This is a genomic window from Streptomyces radiopugnans, from assembly GCF_900110735.1.
Classification (GTDB): domain Bacteria; phylum Actinomycetota; class Actinomycetes; order Streptomycetales; family Streptomycetaceae; genus Streptomyces; species Streptomyces radiopugnans.
Window position 1 is genome coordinate 171,117 of the sequence record NZ_FOET01000010.1, and the last position, 20,070, is coordinate 191,186.

A 20,070-nucleotide genomic window follows, 5' to 3' on the forward strand; every position below is an offset into this window, starting at 1 on the left:
CTAGTCACGGCCCCGTACCGCGCCGGGTACCCGCCGTCCGGCCGATAGGCTACGGACGTGACATTTCCTGTGATCGGCATGGTCGGCGGCGGACAGCTCGCGCGGATGACGCACGAGGCGGGCATCCCCCTCGGCATCAGGTTCAGGCTGCTCAGCGACACTCCCCAGGACTCCGCGGCCCAGGTGGTCCGCGACGTCGTCGTCGGCGACTACCGCGATCTGGACACCCTGCGCGACTTCGCCCGCGGCTGCGACGTGATCACGTTCGACCACGAGCACGTGCCCACCGAGCACCTGCGCGTCCTGGAGGCGGAGGGCATCCCGGTGCGACCCGGGCCCGACGCGCTGGTGCACGCGCAGGACAAGGGCGTGATGCGGGCGCGGCTGAGCGAGATCGGCATTCCCTGTCCCCGGCACCGGATCGTGGCGGACCCGGCCGACGTCACGCGGTTCGCGGGGGAAGGAGCCGCGGGGGAGGGAGCCGCGCGGGAGGAGGGCTGGCCGGTCGTCCTCAAGACCGTCCGCGGCGGCTACGACGGCAAGGGCGTGTGGGTGGTGTCCTCCGAGGCCGAGGCCGCCGAGCCGTTCCGGGCGGGCGTGCCGGTGCTGGCCGAGGAGAAGGTGGACTACGTCCGCGAGCTGGCGGCCAACGTGGTGCGCTCCCCGCACGGCCAGGCCGTGGCCTACCCGGTGGTGGAGTCGATCCAGGTGGACGGCGTGTGCGACACGGTGATCGCCCCGGCCCCCGGCCTGTCGCCGGAGCTGTCGGCCCACGCCCAGGAGACGGCGCTGACGATCGCGAAGGAGCTGGGTGTGACCGGGCACCTGGCGGTGGAGCTGTTCGAGACCCGCGACGGCCGCGTCCTGGTCAACGAGCTGGCCATGCGCCCGCACAACAGCGGCCACTGGACCCAGGACGGCGCGGTCACCTCCCAGTTCGCCAACCACCTGCGGGCCGTGCTCGACCTGCCGCTGGGCGACCCGCGCCCCCGCGCGCCCTGGACGGTGATGGCCAACGTGCTCGGCGGCGACTACCCCGACATGTACCAGGGTTATCTGCACTGCATGGCCCGCGACCCGCGGCTGAAGATCCACATGTACGGCAAGGACGTGAAGCCCGGCCGCAAGGTCGGCCACGTCAACACCTACGGCGACGACCTGGCGGACGTACGCGAGCGCGCCGCCCACGCCGCCGCCTATCTGCGAGGGACCATCACCGAATGAGCAACGCCCCCAGCCCCGCATCCGCCCCCGTCGTGGGGATCGTCATGGGATCCGACTCGGACTGGCCCGTCATGGAGGCCGCGGCCGAGGCCCTGGACGAGTTCGAGGTCCCCTACGAGGTCGACGTCGTCTCCGCCCACCGCATGCCGCACGAGATGATCGCCTACGGCGACGAGGCGGCCGGACGCGGGCTGAAGGCGGTCATCGCCGGCGCCGGGGGAGCGGCCCACCTGCCGGGCATGCTCGCCTCCGTCACGCCGCTGCCGGTGATCGGCGTCCCCGTGCCGCTGCGGCACCTGGACGGCATGGACTCCCTGCTGTCCATCGTCCAGATGCCCGCCGGGGTCCCGGTCGCCACGGTCTCGGTCGGCGGCGCGCGCAACGCGGGCCTGCTGGCGGTCCGCATCCTGGCGGCCCACGACGAGGAGCTGCGCGAGCGCATGGAGCGGTTCCAGGCGGAGCTGAAGGACCAGGCGAGGGAGAAGGGCCGGCGGCTGCGGGGCAAGGTCGCCGCGGGCGGCGCCGGTTTCGGCTTCGGGGGCAGGTGAGATGGGTCACTCCGCCGAGCTGCTGGCGCGGGCCAGGGAGCTGCTGGAGGCCCATCCCGTCGCCGACGGCCACAACGACCTGCCGTGGGCGCTGCGCGAGCAGGTGGCGTACGACCTGGACCGGCGCGACATCGCCGGGGACCAGTCGGCCCATCTGCACACCGACATCCCGCGGTTGCGCGCGGGCGGGGTGGGGGCGCAGTTCTGGTCGGTCTACGTGCGCACCGACCTGACCGGCGACGCCGCCGTCAGCGCCTGTCTGGAGCAGATCGACGTGGTGCGGCGGCTGGCCGACCGCCATCCGGCCGACCTCAGGCTCGCCTTCACCGCCGACGACATGGAGGCGGCCCGCGCCGAGGGCCGCATCGCCTCCCTGATGGGCGCCGAGGGCGGCCACTCCATCAACAACTCCCTGGCCACACTGCGCGCCCTGTACCGGCTGGGTGTGCGCTACATGACACTCACCCACAACGACACCATCGACTGGGCGGACTCGGCCACCGACACCCCGCGCCACGACGGCCTGACCCGCTTCGGCGAGGAGGTCGTGCGGGAGATGAACCGGCTGGGGATGCTGGTGGACCTCTCCCATGTGGCGCCCGCCACCATGCGCGACGCCCTGCGCGTGACGACGGCGCCGGTGGTCTTCTCGCACTCCTCGGCCCGCGCGGTGTGCGACCACCCGCGCAACATCCCCGACGACGTGCTGGAGCGGCTTCCGGTCAACGGCGGTGTGGCGATGGCCACATTCGTGCCGAAGTTCGTGCTGCCCGCCGCCGTCGCCTGGACCGAGGCCGCCGACGAGAACATGCGCGCCCACGGCCTTCACCCCCTGGACGGCAGCGAGAGGGGCCTGGCGGTCCAGCGCGCGTACGAGGAGGCCAACCCGCGCCCGGTCGCCACGGCGGCGACGGTCGCCGACCACCTGGACCACATGCGCGAGGTCGCGGGCATCGACCACATCGGCATCGGCGGCGACTTCGACGGCACGGCCTTCACCCCGTCCGATCTGAGTGATGTGTCCGGATATCCGCATCTGGTGGCCGAGTTGCTGGACCGTCGCTGGTCCGAGGCCGACCTCGCCAAGCTCACCTGGAAGAACGCGGTGCGCGTGCTGCGCGACGCGGAGGCGGTCGCCCGCCACGAGCGGACCAGGCGCGGCCCGTCGATCGCCACCATCGGGCAGCTCGACGGATAGCTCCTTGACCTCCTCGTGATTCAACTCACGAGCCGGCCCTCCCCGGTACGTCGCTCTGCGTGCCGGAGGAGGGCCTTCTGCGTCATCATGCCTGGCAGTGGGAAAAAGTGACAACGCGTCAGAGCCGGGTTCCGCCACTCTTCGGGAAGTGAACGCAGCAGACGGTGACGATCTGACGATCATCAAAGCCTTCGAAACGGGCGTCCTGTGACCCATCGGCTTGTATCGGCGGAAACGATGTGTCTACCGTTCTGGCCGTGCCGTACGAATGTGCGGCGGCCCGCTGTCGAACGCCGAATCCTGTCAACGGCGGCGGGCTGGACCATCCACACCACCCGATGACAGGAGCGGGGGACCCAAGGTAAGTCGCCGTCCCGGGCCATACGGGACGGCTTGGGGTGAAGCCATGCCGCGCCACGCGCCGCGGCACACATGGCCGGGCAACTCCAGCCCGAACCCGACAGCTCACCTCGCAGGCGTAGGAGAAGGAGCACACCTATGTCCGCACGCGGACGTCACCGTCGTATGCGCAACAGCCGTCTCACCCGCCTGTCGCTCGCCATCTCCGTGAGCGGCGCCGGCATGGCCCTTCCCCTGATGGCCGCCGGCGGAGCCAACGCCGCCTCCGTCGAGACCTGGGACAAGGTCGCCCAGTGCGAGAGCACGGGCAACTGGAGCATCAACACCGGCAACGGCTTCTACGGCGGCCTGCAGTTCACGCAGAGCACCTGGGCCGCCTTCGGTGGTACCCAGTACGCGCCGCGCGCCGACCTCGCCACCAAGGACCAGCAGATCGCCGTCGCCGAGAAGGTGCTGGCGGGGCAGGGCCCGGGCGCCTGGCCCGTGTGCTCGGTCAAGGCCGGCCTGACCAAGGGCGGTCCCGCCCCGGCCGTCTCCCCCGACGGCCAGAGCAACCCCACCGAGCAGAAGGAGCAGGCCCCGGCCGCTCCGAAGGCCGAGGCCAAGCCCGAGGTCAAGGCTGAGGCCAAGCCCGAGGCCGAGCCGAAGCAGCAGAAGAGCCAGGCCGCGCCGCAGCGCGCGGACCGCGGCGAGCGCGCCCACGGCCACAGCCACGACCACGGCACCGGCGAGGGCACCTCCTACGAGGTCGTCGGCGGCGACACCCTCTTCAAGATCGCCGCCGCCCAGGACGTCCAGGGCGGCTGGGAGCGCATCTACGAGGACAACCGCCAGGTCATCGGCGACAACCCGAACCTGATCTTCCCGGGTCAGGAGCTCACCCTGGGCGGCGCCGCCACCCAGCAGAAGGCCGCGGCCAAGCCCGAGGCCAAGCCGGCCCCGAAGGCCGAGAAGACCGAGAAGGCAGCCCCCAAGGCCGAGAAGGCCGAGGCCGTGCAGCAGTCGGCCGAGCGTGCCGACCGCAGCGACCGCGGTGCGGTCACCGGCTACACCGCCCCGGTGAACGCCGCTCCGTCCGGCTCCTACAAGGCCTCCGGTGCCCGTTGGTCCAACGGCCACACCGGTGAGGACTTCGCCGCCGCCTCCGGCACCCCGGTGAAGGCCGTCACCAGCGGCACCGTGGTCTCCGCCGGCTGGGGCGGGGCCTACGGCAACCAGGTCGTCATCCGCCACAGCGACGGCCGGTACAGCCAGTACGGCCACCTGTCCTCGCTGTCGGTCAGCGCCGGCCAGACGGTCAACACCGGCCAGCAGATCGGCGCCGTCGGCTCCACCGGCAACAGCACCGGTCCGCACCTGCACTTCGAGATCCGTACCGCACCCGGTTACGGCTCGGACATCGACCCGCTGGCCTACCTGCGGGCCAACGGCGTCAGCATCTGAGGGTCCTGACCCCCTCCGGCCCGGTCCCCGAGTCCGGAGCCGGTCGGGAGGCGGGCGGGGCAGGGGTGTGCGAACACCCCCGCCCCGCCCGCCTCTTCTTCGTTCCCTCACCCCGGCGCCCTGCCCCACCGGGCCCTCGCGGGCGGCCGGTTCACTCCACGCAGAGGCAGAAGGGGTGTCCGGCCGGGTCCCGGTAGACGCGGAAGTCGCGCTCGCCCCCGTCGCCCTGGAGGAGTTCGGCCCCCAGTTCCAGCGCCTCCCGCTCGGCCGCGTCCAACTCCTCGCGGGGCACGTAGAAGTCGAGGTGGAACTGCTGCGAACGCTCGGCGCTCGGCCACTGCGGCGGCACGTACCCGCGCGCCTCCTGGAAGGCGAACGTCCGGCCCTTCAGGGCGCCCGAGTCGAACGTCACCTCCACCCACCTGCCCTCGCCCTCGACCTTCCCGCCCAGCATCCGTGCGTAGAAGTCGGCGAGCTTCCCCGGTTCCGGGCAGTCCAGTACGACGACGTCCCGCAGCGTGGTGATGGCCATGGTGCTCTTCCCTCCTGTGCCGTGGATCACTTCCCCGTCACCCGCTCTGTTACCTGTTTACGGCTTCAAGCGGTAACGAGTTACCCCATGATGGCGTTCTGTCGGTAACGGGGCAAGGCCGGTAACGTGGCAGGTGTGGAACGACCCGAGGAGCGGGATCCCACGCCGCCGGGACTCCGCCTGGTGAGGGATCTGATCAACACCCTGGACGTGGAGACGGACGCCGACGCCCTCGCCACCGCGGACGGCCTCGCAGCGCTCGTGCACGAACACGGGTTGACCGGACCGCCACCGGCCAAACGGGACCTTCCGGATGTCATCCGGCTGCGCGAGGGCCTGCGCGCCGCATGCCTGGCCCACACCGGCGCGCGCATGCCGAAGGAGACGGCGGACCGGCTGGCCGCGCTGCTGGAGGACGCGCCTCTGGTCCTCACCCTGGACGAGGATGGCGCGGCGGCGCTCCGCCCCGCCGGGGCGCGCACCGCGGCGGCGGCGCTCACCGCGGCCGTGGCCGCCGCCGTCTTCGCCGCGGCGGCCGACGGCACCTGGTCCCGCCTGAAGGTGTGCGAGGCGCACGACTGCCGCTGGGCGTACTACGACAGGAGCCCGGCAGGCCGCAGGCGCTGGTGCACCATGGCCGTCTGCGGCAGCCGGGCGAAGATGCGGACGTACCGCGCACGGCGGTCGTCCGGGGACTGAGCCGCCCCCGGCGGGCTCCCGCAGCCGGAAGCCCGCAGGCGGGGAGCGGGCCCTACGCCGTCGGCCGGCCCAGCGCGCGGAAGGACCAGCCCGCCTTGCGCCACAGGGCCGGATCGAGGGTGTTGCGGCCGTCCAGGATGCGCTTGTGCGCCACGGCCTGGCCCAGCGCCTCCGGGTCGAGCTCCCTGAACTCGCGCCACTCCGTCAGGTGCAGCACCACGTCCGCCCCCCGCACCGCCTCCGGCACGCTGTCCGCGTAGCCCAGGGTGGGGAAGACCCGCCGGGCGTTCTCCATGCCCTTGGGGTCGTAGACCGTCACCTGCCCGCCCTGCAGGTGGATCTGGCCCGCGACGTTCAGCGCCGGCGAGTCCCGTACGTCGTCGGAGTCCGGCTTGAAGGTCGCCCCCAGCACCGCCACGCGCTGCCCCAGGAACGTGCCGCCGACCGTCTCGCGGGCCAGCTCCACCATGTGGGAGCGGCGGCGCATGTTGATCGAGTCCACCTCGCGCAGGAACGTCAGCGCCTGGTCGGCGCCCAGCTCGCCCGCCCGCGCCATGAACGCACGGATGTCCTTGGGCAGGCAGCCGCCGCCGAAACCGATCCCGGCGCGCAGGAACTTCCGCCCGATCCGGTCGTCGTACCCGATGGCCTCCGCCAGCTTCACCACGTCGCCGCCGGCCGCCTCGCAGACCTCGGCCATGGCGTTGATGAACGAGATCTTGGTGGCCAGGAAGGAGTTCGCGGCGGTCTTCACCAGCTCCGCCGTCGGGAAGTCGGCGACGACGAACGGCGAGCCCTCGGCCACCGGCTTCGCGTACACCTCGCGCAGCAGCTCCTCCGCGCGCGCCGAGCGCACCCCCACCACGATGCGGTCCGGGCGCAGGGTGTCCTCCACGGCGAAGCCCTCGCGCAGGAACTCCGGATTCCACGCCAGCTCCACCGCGTCGCCCGCCGGGGCCAGCTCCGCCAGCCGCCTCGCCAGCCGGTCCGCGCTGCCCACCGGCACCGTGGACTTGCCCACCACCAGGGCGGGCCGCGTCAAGTGTGGGGCCAGGGAGTCCAGCGCGCCGTCCACGTAGGACATGTCGCACGCGTACTCGCCCTGCTTCTGGGGGGTGTTCACACAGATGAAGTGGACGTCCCCGAACGCGCCCACCTCCTCCCAGGAGGCGGTGAAGCGCAGCCGTCCGGTCGAGCCCGCAATCCCTGCGACATGGCGGCGCAGCAGCTCCTCCAGCCCGGGCTCGTACATCGGGGCCCGCCCCTCGGCCAGGGCCTCGATCTTCTCCGGCACCACATCCAGGCCCAGCACCTCGAAGCCCAGCTCGGCCATGGCGGCGGCGTGCGTCGCGCCGAGGTAACCGGTGCCGATCACGGTGATTCTGAGGGCCATGGACTGCTCCTGGGACGCGGGCGAGGTGCTGCCCGTGAGCATATCCGGCCGCTGCCGGGGCGGGCGGGGGCCGAGGGGGAGCCCGCCGGGCCGGTGTCGGCAAACTCATGTATCCGTGGAGACGGGGGACCACTAGAATTGTGTTACTTAACGGTAGTTAGCAGCAGCGCACCCAGGGAGTGAGACACCGTGGCGGGATCGACCGACTTCGACCTCTACCGTCCGTCGGAGGAGCACGAGATGCTCCGCGAATCGGTGCGCTCGCTCGCCGAGGCGAAGATCGCGCCCTTCGCGGCCGAGGTGGACGAGCAGGGCCGCTTCCCGCAGGAGGCCCTGGACGCGCTGGTCGCCAACGACCTGCACGCCGTCCACGTACCCGAGTCCTACGGCGGCGCGGGCGCCGACGCGCTCGCCACCGTCATCGTGATCGAGGAGGTCGCCCGCGTCTGCGCCTCGTCCTCCCTGATCCCGGCCGTCAACAAGCTCGGCTCCCTCCCGGTGGTCCTGTCCGGCTCCGAGGAGCTGAAGAGCAAGTACCTCGCCCCGCTGGCCAAGGGCGACGCGATGTTCTCCTACTGCCTCTCCGAGCCGGAGGCCGGCTCGGACGCCGCGGGCATGAAGACCCGCGCCGTGCGCGACGGGGACACCTACGTCCTCAACGGGGTCAAGCGCTGGATCACCAACGCCGGCGTCAGCGAGTACTACACCGTGATGGCCGTCACCGACCCCGAGAAGCGCTCCAAGGGCATCTCGGCCTTCGTGGTGGAGAAGGGCGACGAGGGCGTCTCCTTCGGCGCCCCGGAGAAGAAGCTCGGCATCAAGGGCTCCCCGACCCGCGAGGTCTACTTCGACAACGTCCGCATCCCCGCCGACCGCATGATCGGCGAGGAGGGCACCGGCTTCGCCACCGCGATGAAGACCCTGGACCACACCCGCATCACCATCGCGGCCCAGGCCCTCGGCATCGCCCAGGGCGCGCTGGACTACGCCAAGGGCTACGTCGCCGAGCGCAAGCAGTTCGGCAAGCCGATCGGCGACTTCCAGGGCGTGCAGTTCATGCTCGCCGACATGGCGATGAAGCTGGAGGCCGCCCGCCAGCTCACCTACGCCGCCGCCGCCCGCTCCGAGCGCGTCACCCTCGGCGCCGACGGCAAGGCGGAGGACCTGACCTTCTACGGCGCCGCCGCCAAGTGCTACGCCTCCGACGCCGCCATGGAGATCACCACGGACGCCGTCCAGCTCCTCGGCGGCTACGGCTACACCCGCGACTACCCGGTCGAGCGCATGATGCGCGATGCCAAGATCACCCAGATCTACGAGGGCACCAACCAGGTCCAGCGCATCGTGATGGCCCGCAACCTGCCGTAAGACGCCGTTCCCACCGCACGGAACCGCACCGCACGGAACCGCACCGCACGGCACAGCACGGAACCGCACCGCAGTACGGCCGCGGCTCAGGGGGCACCCCTTCGGGGGTGCCCCTGTCGTTTCCCCCACCGCTCCCGCCCCTCCCGGGCCCGGGAGCCTTCCGGACCAGGGAACGCGTGTGGGCCCCGGACCGGGCGGTCCGGGGCCCACACGTTCACATGGCCATGGTGGCGGTGTTCCCCGCGCGGGCGGGTTTCAGTCGGCCCTGACCGTGACCTTCTCGCCGTTCTTCAGCTGCCCGACGAGCTGCTTGACCCTGGTCATGTCCCACTTGAGCGAGCCCTGCGGTGCGGAGCCCGCTATCGGCATGTTCATCGAGGTGCCCTCGCCGCCCGAGACGCCCTTCATGGCCCAGAACATCGAGGCGAGGTCGAACAGGCCCATGTCCTCGTCCACGATCAGGGTGTCCAGACCCGCGCCCAGCGTCGGGTAGAGCCTGAAGGGGTTGATGATCGTGGAGGGGGTGGCGGCCTGGTTCGCCAGGGCGGAGAGGAACTTCTGCTGGTTCTTGGTGCGTTCCAGGTCGCTGCCGGCCTCGTAGCGGTTGCGGACGAAGGCCAGGGCCTGGGCGCCGTCGAGGGTCTGGCGGCCCTTCTTGAAGTCGGCGCCGGAGTTCTTGTCCTTGATGTCGCGGGGGATGTCCATCTCCACGCCGCCCAGGGCGTCCACGATGGAGGCGAAGCCGCCGAAGCCGATCTCCGCGTAGTGGTCTATGTGCAGACCGGTGTTGTACTCGACGGTGCGGACCAGCAGGGTGGCGCCGTCCATGGAGTAGGCGGCGTTGAGCTTGCGCGCGCCGGGGGAGGGGAAGGTCTTGCCGCTCTCGGAGCCCTTGAACTCCGGGATGGTGACCCAGGAGTCGCGGGGCAGGGAGATCATCGTGTTCCCCTCGGGGCCCACATGCAGGATGATCATGGAGTCGGTGCGCTTGCCCTCCGCCGAACCGGTGCGGAGTTTCTTCCTGTCCTCGTCCGACAGGCCTTCGCGGCTGTCGGAGCCGACTATGAGGTACGTGGTGCCCTCGCCCTTCTCGGGCCGGTCCATGACCGTACTCAGGTCGACCTCCCGGCGCAGCTTGGAGTCGGCCCAGAAGTACGTGCCGACCGACCACACCAACAGCACGACGAGCAGTGTGACGAGCCCCGTCTTGAACCGGCGGCCCCAGTCCGGCGCCGGTCTCGCACCGCCGTGGCCGGGTGCGGCGGGCTCGCCCGGTCCGCCGCCCGCGTAACCCGAACCGGCGTAGACCTGGCCCGTGTTGTAGCCGGAGTCGTAGCTCGCGTGGCCGCCGTAACCGTAGCCGCCGCCGGGGTCGTTGCCGGGTCCGGTCGTCGGTACGGCGCGGTTGGGAACCGGGCGCGGGCCGACGCCGCCGCTGTTGGGCCAGTCAGTCATGGGAGGCAGTGTGCCCCCTCGGACCGGGCGCGCCATAGACAGGGGGGCGGAACAGAAGCGCGGCTGTTGCAGAGCTGATGCATTGCGGGGGCGGGCGGGTCCGGCGGGGAGCGCACGGGATCACACCGGGCCACCCGGTTCCGCCCGGGACGGGCCGCTTAGGGTGGAAGCATGACCACTCAGGCCCAGGCCACCCAGCACGAACTGCCGGGCAAGCCCACAGCGGCGTCCCGCACCACCCTGTCCCACATCATGACGGGGAACGACACCAACCTCCTCGGCACCGTCCACGGCGGTGTGATCATGAAACTGGTCGACGACGCGGCGGGCGCGGTCGCCGGCCGGCACTCGGGAGGCCCGGCGGTCACGGCGTCGATGGACGAGATGGTCTTCCTGGAGCCGGTCCGGGTGGGCGATCTGGTGCATGTGAAGGCCCAGGTGAACTGGACCGGCCGGTCCTCGATGGAGGTCGGCGTGCGGGTGCTGGCCGAGCGCTGGAACGAGTCCACGCCCGCCACCCAGGTCGCCTCCGCCTACCTGGTGTTCACCGCGGTCGACGAGAACGGCCGGCCCAGGCCCGTACCGCCGGTGGTCCCCGAGTCCGAGCGCGACAAGCGGCGATGGCAGGAGGCGCAGATCCGGCGTACGCACCGGCTCGCCAGGCGCCGCGCCATCAAGGAGCTGCGCGACCGGCGGGCGGCCGAGGGCATGACGGAGGACTGAGGGCCGCCGCCCCGGGCCCGCCGGCGCGTACGGACACGCCGGCGCCTACGGCCCGGCCCCGCGGTCACGGGCAGACGACCTCGTCGCCCGTGACCGCCTTCCCGCCGGTGCCCCCGCCCTCCGGGCGCGCGGACTCCTCCGCGTCCTCCGCCTCCGGCGCCGGGCTCGCGGAGGACTCGGGGGCGTGGCGCACCCGCAGCACCCCGCGGTGGTCGGTGCCCAGCACGACCTCCATCACCCGCCCCTGCCCCTTGACCTCCTCCAGCTCCGCGCCGGGCAGCGCGGCGGCCAGGGCGCGCGCCGAGCGGTCCCATTCGGGGTCGTGGCGGATGACCGTCCGCCGTACGTCCTGCCTCTTCGCGCCGCGCGGGGTGCCGGTGGTGTCGAAACCGGTGGCGCGCAGCTCGCGGTCCACTCGCGCACCGAGGGCGGCGACCGGTGTGCCGTTCTCGATCTGCACCCGGATCTTCCCCGGGTCCACCCGGACCGGGAGCGGGCCGGACGGACGCGGCGCGCTCCGCCGCTCCGCCGCGCCGGGCTCCTCGTCCAGGTTCTTGCCGTCGTGCCCGGCCGCTTGTCCCGTGCCGCGCCCCGTGCCCGCCGCGGTGCCGGACGACAGGGGCCGGTCCTGGCGCAGCGCCGCGAACAGCTTCCCGGCCTTCTCCTCGTCCCAGGTCACGGTCGAGCCGATGCCGGGCACGCTGTGGTCGGGGTCGTCCAGGGGCACCGAGACGAACTCGGAGGACGCCACCGTGAAGCCGCGCATCGCCCGTCCCAGGGTCAGCAGTTCGCGGGCGCCGAAGTCCCGGTCGGCGCGCACCGATCCCAGGAGCGCCGAGGCGACCCGGTTGAGCCGGGCGGGGTTCGTCAGCACCTCGCTCCCGGTCACCTCGTCGATCACGGAGGCCAGGAAGCGCTGCTGGCGTTTGATGCGGCCGAGGTCGCCCTCGGCGTCGACGTGCCGGGCGCGGACGTACTGCAGGGCCCGGCCGCCGTCGAGCCGGGTGGTGCCGGCCGGCAGGTCGAGGCCGCTGCGGCTGTCGGTCAGCGGCCGGGTGGTGCACACCGGGACGCCGCCCAGGGCGTCGACGGTCCGCATGAAACTGGTGAAGTCGACCTCCAGGTAGTGATCGACGCGCACCCCCGTCATCTTCTCGACCGTGCGTACGGTCAGGTGCGGGCCGCCCAGCGTGTAGGCGGCGTTGATCTTCCCGGTGCGGCCGGTGCGGAGCTCGCCGGTCGCGGGATCGGTGTGCTCGGGGAACTCGGTGTACGAGTCGCGGGGGATGCTCACCACGCTGGCCCGGTCGCGGTCGGCGGACAGGTGCACCAGCATGAGCGTGTCGGTGCAGTTGCACGGGGTCCCGCCCAGGGAGTACCGCCGCCGCTCCTCCTCGGTGACGGTGTCGCGCCCGTCGGTGCCGACGACCAGGAAGTTGAGGCCGTCGCCGTTCTGGGGGCGGTGGCTGAGCCCGTGGAAGGGGTCCACCCGCTTCAGCCGGCCGTCCAGCCCGGAGACCAGCGCGTGGCCGATGCCGCCGGCCATGAGCACCATCACCGAGACGGCGGTGACCGCCCGTGCGCCCCAGCGGGACAGACCCCGCCGCTTCGGCCGGGGACGGGCGTGGCGACCGCGCTGACGGGACCGTGCGGGCATCGGGGAAGCACCTCCGTGGCGGTGGGGGCCAGGAAGCGGCCAACATAGGCCCATACGATCTACGGACCGCCGGTCCCACGCCGCCCGCCGTCCGCGGCCACCCGGCTGCCGTGCGAGCGGGTCACCCGATCGCGGTACCGTGACCCGGTGAGCTCTCCTGTCGAACCCACCTCCCCGGCCGCGGCGCCGCCCGCGGTCTCCGTGATCATGCCGGTGCTCAACGAGGAGCGGTATCTGCGCAGCTCGGTGCGGCACATCCTGGAGCAGGACTACGCCGGCGAGCTGGAGGTCGTGATCGCGCTCGGTCCCTCCGAGGACCGCACCGACTCCATCGCCGCCGAGCTGGTCCGCGAGGACCCGAGGGTGCGCACCGTGCCCAACCCCACCGGCCGCACCCCCGCTGGTCTCAACGCGGCCATCGCCGCCTCCCGCCACCCGGTCGTGGTGCGGGTGGACGGGCACGGGATGCTCTCGCCGAACTACATCGCCACCGCCGTGCGGTTGCTGGAGGAGACCGGCGCGGCCAACGTCGGCGGCATCATGCACGCCGAGGGCGAGAACGACTGGGAGAAGGCCGTGGCCGCCGCCATGACCTCCAGGATCGGGGTCGGCAACGCGGCCTTCCACACCGGCGGCCGGGCGGGCGAGGCCGAGACGGTCTACCTGGGCGTCTTCCGCCGCGAGGTGCTGGAGCGGCAGGGCGGTTACAACGAGGAGTTCATCCGGGCACAGGACTGGGAGCTGAACTTCCGCATCCGCCAGGACGGCGGGCTGATCTGGTTCTCGCCGGAGCTGCTGGTCTCCTACCGCCCCCGGCCGAACGTCCGCGCACTGGCCAAGCAGTACCGCAACTACGGCCGCTGGCGGCACGTGGTGGCCCGCTACCACTCGGGCTCGATCAACCTGCGCTACCTGGCGCCGCCGGCGGCCGTGCTCGCCGTCGGAGCGGGCCTGGTGGCGGGCGCGCTGGTCACACCGTGGGCCCTGGTCGTCCCCGGCGGCTACCTGGCGGCCATCACCGCGGGATCGGTCCCGGCGGGGAAGGGGCTGCCGTTCGGGGCGCGGGTGCGCATCCCGCTGGCGCTGGCCACCATGCACATGTCCTGGGGCTGGGGCTTCCTGACGAGCCCTCGGAAACTGGCGGAGAAGGTGAAGGCCGCCCGCCGGGAGCCGGTGACGGCCGGCGGCTGACCCGGCTTCCCCGCGGGCCGCGCCCCGGAGCCCCCGGAGGACGGGGGTTCCGGGGCGCGGCCCGTCCCGGCTCCGGCCCCGGCCGCTTCGCCGGGGCGCCGGATCACCAGGTGTGGGCGGGGTTGACGTTCATGCACTTCTCCTCGTCGCCGTTGAGGGCGTTCGCGCTCTCGGGGGCGCCGCGCTCGTCGTCCTCCTCGGCCTCGGGCTGCCCGGGGTAGGCGTTCCCCTCCCGCCAGTCGGCGCCGATCACCAGGGTGACCTGCTCGACTCCGGCGGACTGGCGCACGGACCGCTCGGGCACGCCCAGGGCCTCGGCCACGGCCAGGGCGTCACCGTGCAGGTCCTCGCTCGGGTACGACACGGTGGTGTCGGCCTGCGGCGCCTCCTCCGGGTCGGTCCCGGCCTGGGCGAAGCCCAGCCGCCGCAGCTCCTCGGCGATGACCCCGGCACGGCCGTTGACGGGGCCGAGGGTGACGGTGCGGGTGCCGTTGCGGACATCCACCGGGATCTCGCCGGCCGGAGCGGCGGGGTCGGAGGTCTTCTTCGGCTTCTTCGGCTTCTCGTCCCTGCCGTCGAGGGCGATGTCGTCCCGGATGAGGGAGAAGACCTTCTCGGCGTCGCCGGGCTTGGGCACCACGTAGCTGCCGCCGTCGGAGTACTCCCACGGCATGGTGACCATGGTGATCCGCTCGGTGGGGACCTGCTTGAGCTCGTTGGCCAGGTCGTAGAGGTCCTTGACGCCCTCGATGCCCTCGTCGACGGTGAGCGCCTTGGTCGCGGCCTCGGCGAGCGACCTGAGCTTGCCCGGGTCGGTGAGCTTGGTGCCCGCCTTGAGCTGGCGCACCATCGAGTTCATGTACATGTGCTGGGCCCGGGCCCGGCCGATGTCGCTGCCGTCCCCGAAACCGTGCCGGGTGCGCAGCCACTGGAGGGCCTTCTCGCCGCGGACGACGGTCTCGCCCGCCTCCAGGCGCAGGCCGGACCTCCTGTCGTGGACGTTGGCGTCCACGCAGACCGGGACACCCCCCACCGCGTCGGCCATGTCCACCACGCCCGCGAAGTCGATCATCATGAAGTGGTCGACGGGGATGCCGGTCAGCTCCATCCAGGTGGCGACCGTGCAGCCCGGCCCGCCGTGCTGGAGGCTGGAGTTGATCTTGTCGGTGGTCTGCGGGTGCTGCGAACCGTCCTCGGGGTCGGTGCACTCGGGGATGGTCACCTTGGTGTCCCGGGGGATGCTGAGCACCGAGATGCTGTCGCGGTCGGCCGAGAGGTGCAGCAGCATCTGGACGTCGGCGAGCGGCTTGCGCCCCACATCGCCGCGGGAGCCGCCGAGTTCGAGGTTCCGCTCGGAGTTACGGCTGTCGGAGCCCAGCAGCAGGATGTTGAGGGGGGTGCGGCCCTCCGCGTTCTGCCGGTGCTTCAACTGGTTGTCGCCGAGGGTGAGGGGCTTCTTGGTGAGGTTGCCGTTGAGGTGCTCGTAGTAGAGGTAACCGGCGCCCGCCGTGCCGAGCACCAGTACGGAGAGGGAGAGCGCCGTCCAGCGAAGCACCCGCCCGCCGCGGCCCGTCCGCCGCTTCGGGCCGTCGGCGCGGCGGCCTCCGCCGGGCGCGGGCGCCGCGCCCCCGGTGCCGCCTGCCCTGCCCTCCTCGCTCTTCCCGGGCTGCACGGACTTCCCGGACTTCCCGGACTCCACGGACGCCTCCGGTTCCCCGGACTCGCCCGGCTCGTCGTACATGCTGTCGTTCCAGCCGAAGTCCTCCGGCCGGGGGGCGCGTTCGTGTGCGCCCCTCCCCCCTGTGGTGCGCTGCCCCAACGGGCCCTCTCCCTACGACTCGGCCCGTGCGCGGAAGCGGCGCGCGGGAATCACTTGGCGCATATCTTCTTGTCGGCTTCCACGTTCCCGAGGTTCTCCGGAGCCTTCGCCGGGGCGGCGATGGGGATGCCGGCGCCCTTGAAGTCGGCGCCCAGCGTCAGGGTCATCGGTGCGAGCGGTTCGGCGTCCTCGGTGCCCTGCTTCAGGGCGGAAGCGGGCAGGCCCATGAGGTCCGCGAGCTTGCGGGCCTGGTCGGCCTGGTTGGGCCCGTACTCCAGTGTCGTCCTGTCGAGCTGCTCGGGCGCGTTGCCGCCGTTGCTGGACTTCAGCACGTTCTGGGTGTTCTGCAGCCAGGTGAGCGTCGTCTGCGCGGCTCCGGCGATCTCCCCGCCGTTGAGGACCTCCACGCGCACGTCGGAGGCCGCGGCCCGCTCGCCCTTGAGCAGCGCCTCCTGCTCCTTCTTGGCCTTGTCCTTGGCGGCCTTCTCCTTCTCCTTCACCTCGGTGAAGGAGACGTCCTCCCGCAGCATCGCGAAGACCTGCGGGGCCTTGGTGGGGTCGGGCACGACCGTGGCCTTGATCCTCTCCGCGGGATTGTCGATCACCGGGAGCGTCAGGAAGGAGATGTTCTCGGTCTTGATGCTGCTGAGCTCCTTGCCCAGGTCGCTCAGCTTCTTGATGGTGCCTATGCCGGTGTCGACGGTGAGCGCCTTGGTGGCCGCGTCCGCCAGGTCCCACAGTTTGCCCGGGTCGGTGAGGGTGTCGTTCGACTTGAACTGGCGGATCATCGAACTCAGGAACTGCTGCTGGACCTTGATGCGGTCCAGGTCGCCGCTGTTTCCGAAGCTCTTGCGGGTGCGGACGAAGGCCAGGGCCTGCTCGCCCTCGACGACGCTCTCGCCGGCGGGGAGCTTCAGCTTGGAGTCGGGGTCGTCGACCGGTTTCTCCAGGCAGACCGGGACACCGCCGACCGCGGTGGTCAGCGTCTTGACGGCGTTGAAGTCCGCCATCATGAAGTGGTGGATGTCCAGCCCCGTCAGTTCGCTGACGGTGCGCATGGTGCAGCCCGGGTCCCGGCCCGCCTGGCCGAGGCTGGTGTTGAACCGGACGTCCTGCTCACCCGGGACGACCTTGGTACTGCCGTCCGCCTGCTTGGTCGGGCAGTCGGGGATGTCGGTCTTCAGGTCCCGGGGGATGCTCATCACGGTCGCGTTGGTGCGGTCCGCCGAGACGTGGAAGAGGAACGTGGTGTCGGCGTGGCCGGGGCTGTTCTTGTCGCCGTAGCCCTCGTTGCCCTTGCCGGTGCGCTTGTCGGTGCCGATCAGCAGGATGTTGAGCGGGCCGTCGCTGCCGAAGCCGCCCTCGGCGGCGTCACCGACGTCGACGGTGTCGATGTTGCCGTTGAAGTGCTCGTAGGCCAGGTAGGCGGCGACCGCGGTACCGGTGACCAGGAAGGCCGTCACGCCTCCCGTCCACAGCAGCGCCCTCTTCTTCGCGGACTTCTTCGGCCTGGCCTTGCGCCGGGACGCCGCCCGGCCGCCCGCGGCCTGGCGTGCGGCCGCGCGTCCGCCCGCCGCCTGGCGCGCCGCCGCCCGTCCGGCCGGCTTCCCGCCGTCCGCCGCGCCGGCTCCCGCACCGTCCCTGGCGCCGTCCTCGGCCGTACCGCCGTCCTCCGGACGCCTTCTGCGCTGCCGGGGCACCTCGCCGCGCGGCGGGGCCGACCGGCGGCCGGCGCGGGACGCGGGCCCACCGGACGGCGAGGACGGGCGCGGAGAGGGGGACGGTCGCGCAGCGGGGGCCGTCGGTCGCAGCTTGTAGTCACCCGTCTCCGGGTCGAACACCCACTGGTCTGCGGGATCGATGTCCCCCGCCCGCCCACGGCTTTGCGCGTCCACGGTTGCCTGAATCCTCCGTCGTGCCACGCAGCGCCTTCCCTGTCAGGCATCAAGGCGCTCGGTCGGTCTCCAGTGGTGCGCAGCGGCCATGGGCGAGCGCACCGGATTGCTCACACTATCTGCCGCGGCCCGTTGTCAAGCACCCCCGCAGGCAGGTTACTTTCTTCCTCAAACAGACATTCCATTCCAATCCCCAGGGGTAATCCCTGTGCTGTTTCTCTCTCGCTCCCCCGCGTCCGCGCTCATCCGCACAGGCTCCCGGCGGACGGCGAACCGGTGGGCGGAGTGCTCGGTTCCCGCGCTCCGGCCCCTGGGGCGGACGCGGGGATCCCGGCCCCGGCGGACGGCGCGGCGGACGGTGTGCTGGAGGGCGTGGTGGAGGGCTCCGCGGAGGAGTCCCCGGAAGGCTGCCCGCCGGGTTCCCCGCCGTCCTCCGCCGGCACCGGCCGGTCGTCGCGCAGCGCCGCGAACAGCAGGTCCGCGTCCGGCTGCACCAACTCGTCGCGGTTGGGGTCGTAGGTGTACGGCTGCCGGGGCACGGTCATGAACCGCACCCGGTCCTGGGGTATGTCGCGGACGCCGCTCACCAGGTCGTAGAGCTCGGAGAGGGAGTCCAGCCCGGGATCGGCCGTGAGCGACGACGTCACCGCGTCCAGCACCCGGTAGAGCTCGGCCGGGTCGGTCAGGAGCCCGTCGTCGCGCACCTGGCGCAGCAGGGTGGAGAGGAACTCCTGCTGCCGCTCCATCCGCTGGGTGTCGCTGCCGTCGCCGATGCCCTTGCGGGCGCGTACGTAGCCGAGGGCCTGTTCGCCGTCGAGCCTCTGGGGCCCGGCGTCCAGGACGAGGTGCGCCTCGGGGTCGTTCACGGGCTCCGCCAGGCACACCTCGACGCCGCCGACCGCGTCCACCAGGTTCTCGAAACCGGTGAAGTCCACGATCAGGTGGTGGTCCACGCGGATGCCGGTCAGGTTCTCGACCGTGCGGATCGTGCAGGCCGCCCCGCCCCTCTCGTAGGCCCAGTTGAACTGCGCGAACAGGGGCCGGGTGGCCGTGCCGTCCGGCCCGGAGCACTCGGGTATGTCCACCATCAGGTCACGCGGTATCGACACCCCGGTGGCGCTGGAGCGGTCGGCCGACAGGTGGAGCAGGATGGTGGTGTCGGAGCGCTGGGTGCCGCTGTCCCGCCCGTACCTGCCGTTGTCGCCGCTGCGGTCGTCGGAACCGATGAGCAGGATGTTCTTCGCCTTGTGCACGACGGCCGCGGGGCGCTCCCGGTCGAAGCGCCGCAACTGGTCGGCGGCCTCCACGTCGGTGCGGATGTTGCCGTCGAGCCTGTTGTAGAGGAACCAGGCCGCGCCGCCCGCCGCGAGTACGGCGAGCGACGCGCCCAGCGCGGCCCAGCGCAGCCACCGGCGGCGTGGCCGGGGCGGAGGGTGGGGGAGGCCGGTCTGCTGCGCGTCCTCGGGTTCGGTCACGTATGCGTTCATCCCTCAGCGGTCGGCGGCGGGTGCGCGGACAGCCGTGCGGTCGCCGGTCTTCTGTACAGACACACGGGAGGGGTCCGTGGTTGTACCGGCGGGAGAGAAAACACCCGCGCGACCGGAGACCGGGAGGATGTGTTCGGTTGTGGGATGAATGCCGGGGCGGGGCGGGTCCGTCGACGGTGGGTCAGTCGGCCGTGTGGGTGATGCGCTCACTCCGCACGCGCTCCTCCAGCCCCGCCGCGTCCAGGCGGTCCAGGTGGCGGCAGAGCACGACCGAGCCCCCGGCGGCCAGGGGGGCGAACAGCCCGGCGCAGACCCCCTCCCAGGTGCCGTACGGCAGCCCCGACAGCAGTCGTGCGCCGGGGCCCAGCCCCCGCGTTCCGGCGTCGGCGCGGGCGCGTTCGACGACCTGTGCCCCGGTCAGCTCCTCGCCGCCGACGACCAGCGCGGGCGCGTCCGGGTCGACGGGGGAGAAGGGGGCGAAGTGGTCGCCCTGGCCCGGCACCTCGACGGCGTAGTCGGTGAAGCCCTCGGGCGGCCGGGGGAAGCGGCCGCCCAGGGGGCGCAGGCTGAGCGCGATGCGCTCGCCGGTGCAGGCGCGGGCCGCCTCCAGGGTGTCCGGGCCGCTGACGACGAGGTCGGCGGCCGCGGCGAGGGAGGAGGCCGAGCCGGTGTCGGTGGTGTCGGCGGGCAGTTCGGCGACGACTCCGGTGGAGGAGCAGGCCAGCAGCCAGACCGCGGTCTGCCAGTGTGCGGGCAGCAGCAGCGCGAGGCGGTCGCCGGGCTCGGCGGACAGTTCGCCCTGCAGGAGGTTGGCCGTCTTCGCCACCCAATTGGCGAGGGTGGCGACGGAGAGTTCGACGCGCTCGCCGGTGGCGTCGTCGTAGAAGGTCACCAGCGGGCGGGCGGCGTCCGCGGCGAGCGCGGATCGCAGCAGGTCGGCAGGGGTGCGATCGGTGGTGTTCATCGGCGCCAGGGTACGCGGGCCGCCGCCCGGGGGCGCCGGGACGGGACGCCTCCGGCGTCCGGTGAGGACGACTCAGGGCGACCGGGCGTCAGCTCCCCGTTAGACAGCCATATC

At 72.2% G+C, this 20,070-nt stretch carries 16 protein-coding genes and 1 riboswitch; of the genes, 8 read left to right on the top strand and 8 right to left on the bottom strand.

All coding sequences use genetic code 11. From position 1 onward, the window contains the following. Window positions 1–57 precede the first annotated feature (57 nt). The 4 genes from BMY40_RS18560 (at window position 58) to BMY40_RS18575 (ending at window position 4,773) form a co-directional block, all read left to right on the top strand. Window positions 58–1,224: a 5-(carboxyamino)imidazole ribonucleotide synthase gene (locus tag BMY40_RS18560; RefSeq protein ID WP_093660982.1), complete on the top strand. Its 1,167-nt coding sequence runs from the start codon at window positions 58–60 to the stop codon at window positions 1,222–1,224. Continuing rightward, entirely contained in the window at window positions 1,221–1,772 is a 552-nt protein-coding gene (gene purE / locus BMY40_RS18565) for a 5-(carboxyamino)imidazole ribonucleotide mutase (RefSeq protein WP_093660984.1), read from the top strand. Before BMY40_RS18560 ends, purE begins: the two co-directional genes overlap by 4 nt. 1 nt (window position 1,773) lies before the next feature. Beyond that, a complete protein-coding gene (locus tag BMY40_RS18570) occupies window positions 1,774–2,970 on the top strand; it encodes a dipeptidase (protein ID WP_093660986.1) in 1,197 nt (398 codons plus the stop codon). 319 nt (window positions 2,971–3,289) lie between these two features. Next, window positions 3,290–3,464: riboswitch (cyclic di-AMP (ydaO/yuaA leader) on the top strand. 4 nt (window positions 3,465–3,468) lie between these two features. Further along, window positions 3,469–4,773 (top strand): transglycosylase family protein, encoded by a 1,305-nt coding sequence (locus BMY40_RS18575; protein ID WP_093660988.1) that lies wholly within the window; start codon window positions 3,469–3,471, stop codon window positions 4,771–4,773. Between the two features lie 151 nt (window positions 4,774–4,924). On the opposite strand, the gene BMY40_RS18580 is transcribed toward BMY40_RS18575, so the two are convergent. Next, window positions 4,925–5,305, bottom strand: coding sequence for a VOC family protein (locus BMY40_RS18580; RefSeq protein ID WP_093660990.1), 381 nt, complete (start codon window positions 5,303–5,305; stop codon window positions 4,925–4,927). Window positions 5,306–5,440: 135 nt separating this feature from the next. Between BMY40_RS18580 and BMY40_RS18585 the strand changes: the two genes are divergently transcribed. After that, the gene (locus tag BMY40_RS18585) at window positions 5,441–6,004 is read left to right on the top strand and encodes a CGNR zinc finger domain-containing protein (RefSeq protein WP_245770162.1); all 564 of its coding nucleotides are present in this window, start codon (window positions 5,441–5,443) and stop codon (window positions 6,002–6,004) included. Window positions 6,005–6,056: 52 nt separating this feature from the next. On the opposite strand, the gene BMY40_RS18590 is transcribed toward BMY40_RS18585, so the two are convergent. Further along, window positions 6,057–7,397, bottom strand: coding sequence for a UDP-glucose dehydrogenase family protein (locus BMY40_RS18590; RefSeq protein ID WP_093660994.1), 1,341 nt, complete (start codon window positions 7,395–7,397; stop codon window positions 6,057–6,059). 189 nt (window positions 7,398–7,586) lie between these two features. Between BMY40_RS18590 and BMY40_RS18595 the strand changes: the two genes are divergently transcribed. Next, the gene (locus BMY40_RS18595) at window positions 7,587–8,765 is read left to right on the top strand and encodes an acyl-CoA dehydrogenase (RefSeq protein ID WP_093660996.1); all 1,179 of its coding nucleotides are present in this window, start codon (window positions 7,587–7,589) and stop codon (window positions 8,763–8,765) included. A gap of 255 nt (window positions 8,766–9,020) precedes the next feature. Here BMY40_RS18595 and BMY40_RS18600 read toward each other — a convergent pair whose 3' ends face one another. Continuing rightward, window positions 9,021–10,220 (bottom strand): LCP family protein, encoded by a 1,200-nt coding sequence (locus BMY40_RS18600; RefSeq protein WP_245770163.1) that lies wholly within the window; start codon window positions 10,218–10,220, stop codon window positions 9,021–9,023. 171 nt (window positions 10,221–10,391) lie between these two features. Here BMY40_RS18600 and BMY40_RS18605 point away from each other — a divergent pair, with 171 nt between their 5' ends. Next, window positions 10,392–10,943: an acyl-CoA thioesterase gene (locus tag BMY40_RS18605; protein ID WP_093661000.1), complete on the top strand. Its 552-nt coding sequence runs from the start codon at window positions 10,392–10,394 to the stop codon at window positions 10,941–10,943. 64 nt (window positions 10,944–11,007) lie between these two features. Here BMY40_RS18605 and BMY40_RS18610 read toward each other — a convergent pair whose 3' ends face one another. Further along, the gene (locus tag BMY40_RS18610; protein WP_093661002.1) at window positions 11,008–12,600 is read right to left on the bottom strand and encodes an LCP family protein; all 1,593 of its coding nucleotides are present in this window, start codon (window positions 12,598–12,600) and stop codon (window positions 11,008–11,010) included. Window positions 12,601–12,747: 147 nt separating this feature from the next. Here BMY40_RS18610 and BMY40_RS18615 point away from each other — a divergent pair, with 147 nt between their 5' ends. Further along, window positions 12,748–13,791, top strand: a complete 1,044-nt coding sequence (locus BMY40_RS18615) for a glycosyltransferase family 2 protein (protein ID WP_281250794.1) — start codon at window positions 12,748–12,750, stop codon at window positions 13,789–13,791. A gap of 103 nt (window positions 13,792–13,894) precedes the next feature. On the opposite strand, the gene BMY40_RS18620 is transcribed toward BMY40_RS18615, so the two are convergent. The 4 genes from BMY40_RS18620 to BMY40_RS18635 all read right to left on the bottom strand — a co-directional run bounded on the left by BMY40_RS18620 (window position 13,895) and on the right by BMY40_RS18635 (window position 19,956). After that, window positions 13,895–15,610 carry an LCP family protein gene (locus BMY40_RS18620; RefSeq protein ID WP_425443139.1) on the bottom strand — a complete coding sequence of 572 codons (1,716 nt, stop codon included), beginning with the start codon at window positions 15,608–15,610 and terminating at the stop codon, window positions 13,895–13,897. Window positions 15,611–15,660: 50 nt separating this feature from the next. Next, window positions 15,661–17,505 (bottom strand): LCP family protein, encoded by a 1,845-nt coding sequence (locus BMY40_RS18625; protein WP_093661006.1) that lies wholly within the window; start codon window positions 17,503–17,505, stop codon window positions 15,661–15,663. A 242-nt stretch (window positions 17,506–17,747) separates the two neighbouring features. Continuing rightward, entirely contained in the window at window positions 17,748–18,980 is a 1,233-nt protein-coding gene (locus BMY40_RS18630; RefSeq protein ID WP_245770164.1) for an LCP family protein, read from the bottom strand. A gap of 193 nt (window positions 18,981–19,173) precedes the next feature. Beyond that, window positions 19,174–19,956: a TIGR03089 family protein gene (locus BMY40_RS18635; RefSeq protein WP_093661010.1), complete on the bottom strand. Its 783-nt coding sequence runs from the start codon at window positions 19,954–19,956 to the stop codon at window positions 19,174–19,176. Window positions 19,957–20,070 lie beyond the last annotated feature (114 nt).

Excerpts from the sequence above, each read along its gene's own strand:
- BMY40_RS18610 (WP_093661002.1), bottom strand. The coding sequence starts at position 12,600 with ATGCCCGCACGGTCCCGTCAGCGCGGTCGCCACGCCCGTCCCCGGCCG.
- BMY40_RS18580 (WP_093660990.1), bottom strand. The coding sequence starts at position 5,305 with ATGGCCATCACCACGCTGCGGGACGTCGTCGTACTGGACTGCCCGGAA.
- BMY40_RS18635 (WP_093661010.1), bottom strand. The coding sequence starts at position 19,956 with ATGAACACCACCGATCGCACCCCTGCCGACCTGCTGCGATCCGCGCTC.
- BMY40_RS18575 (WP_093660988.1), top strand. The coding sequence starts at position 3,469 with ATGTCCGCACGCGGACGTCACCGTCGTATGCGCAACAGCCGTCTCACC.
- BMY40_RS18590 (WP_093660994.1), bottom strand. The coding sequence starts at position 7,397 with ATGGCCCTCAGAATCACCGTGATCGGCACCGGTTACCTCGGCGCGACG.
- BMY40_RS18600 (WP_245770163.1), bottom strand. The coding sequence starts at position 10,220 with ATGACTGACTGGCCCAACAGCGGCGGCGTCGGCCCGCGCCCGGTTCCC.
- BMY40_RS18570 (WP_093660986.1), top strand. The coding sequence starts at position 1,774 with ATGGGTCACTCCGCCGAGCTGCTGGCGCGGGCCAGGGAGCTGCTGGAG.
- BMY40_RS18605 (WP_093661000.1), top strand. The coding sequence starts at position 10,392 with ATGACCACTCAGGCCCAGGCCACCCAGCACGAACTGCCGGGCAAGCCC.
- purE (WP_093660984.1), top strand. The coding sequence starts at position 1,221 with ATGAGCAACGCCCCCAGCCCCGCATCCGCCCCCGTCGTGGGGATCGTC.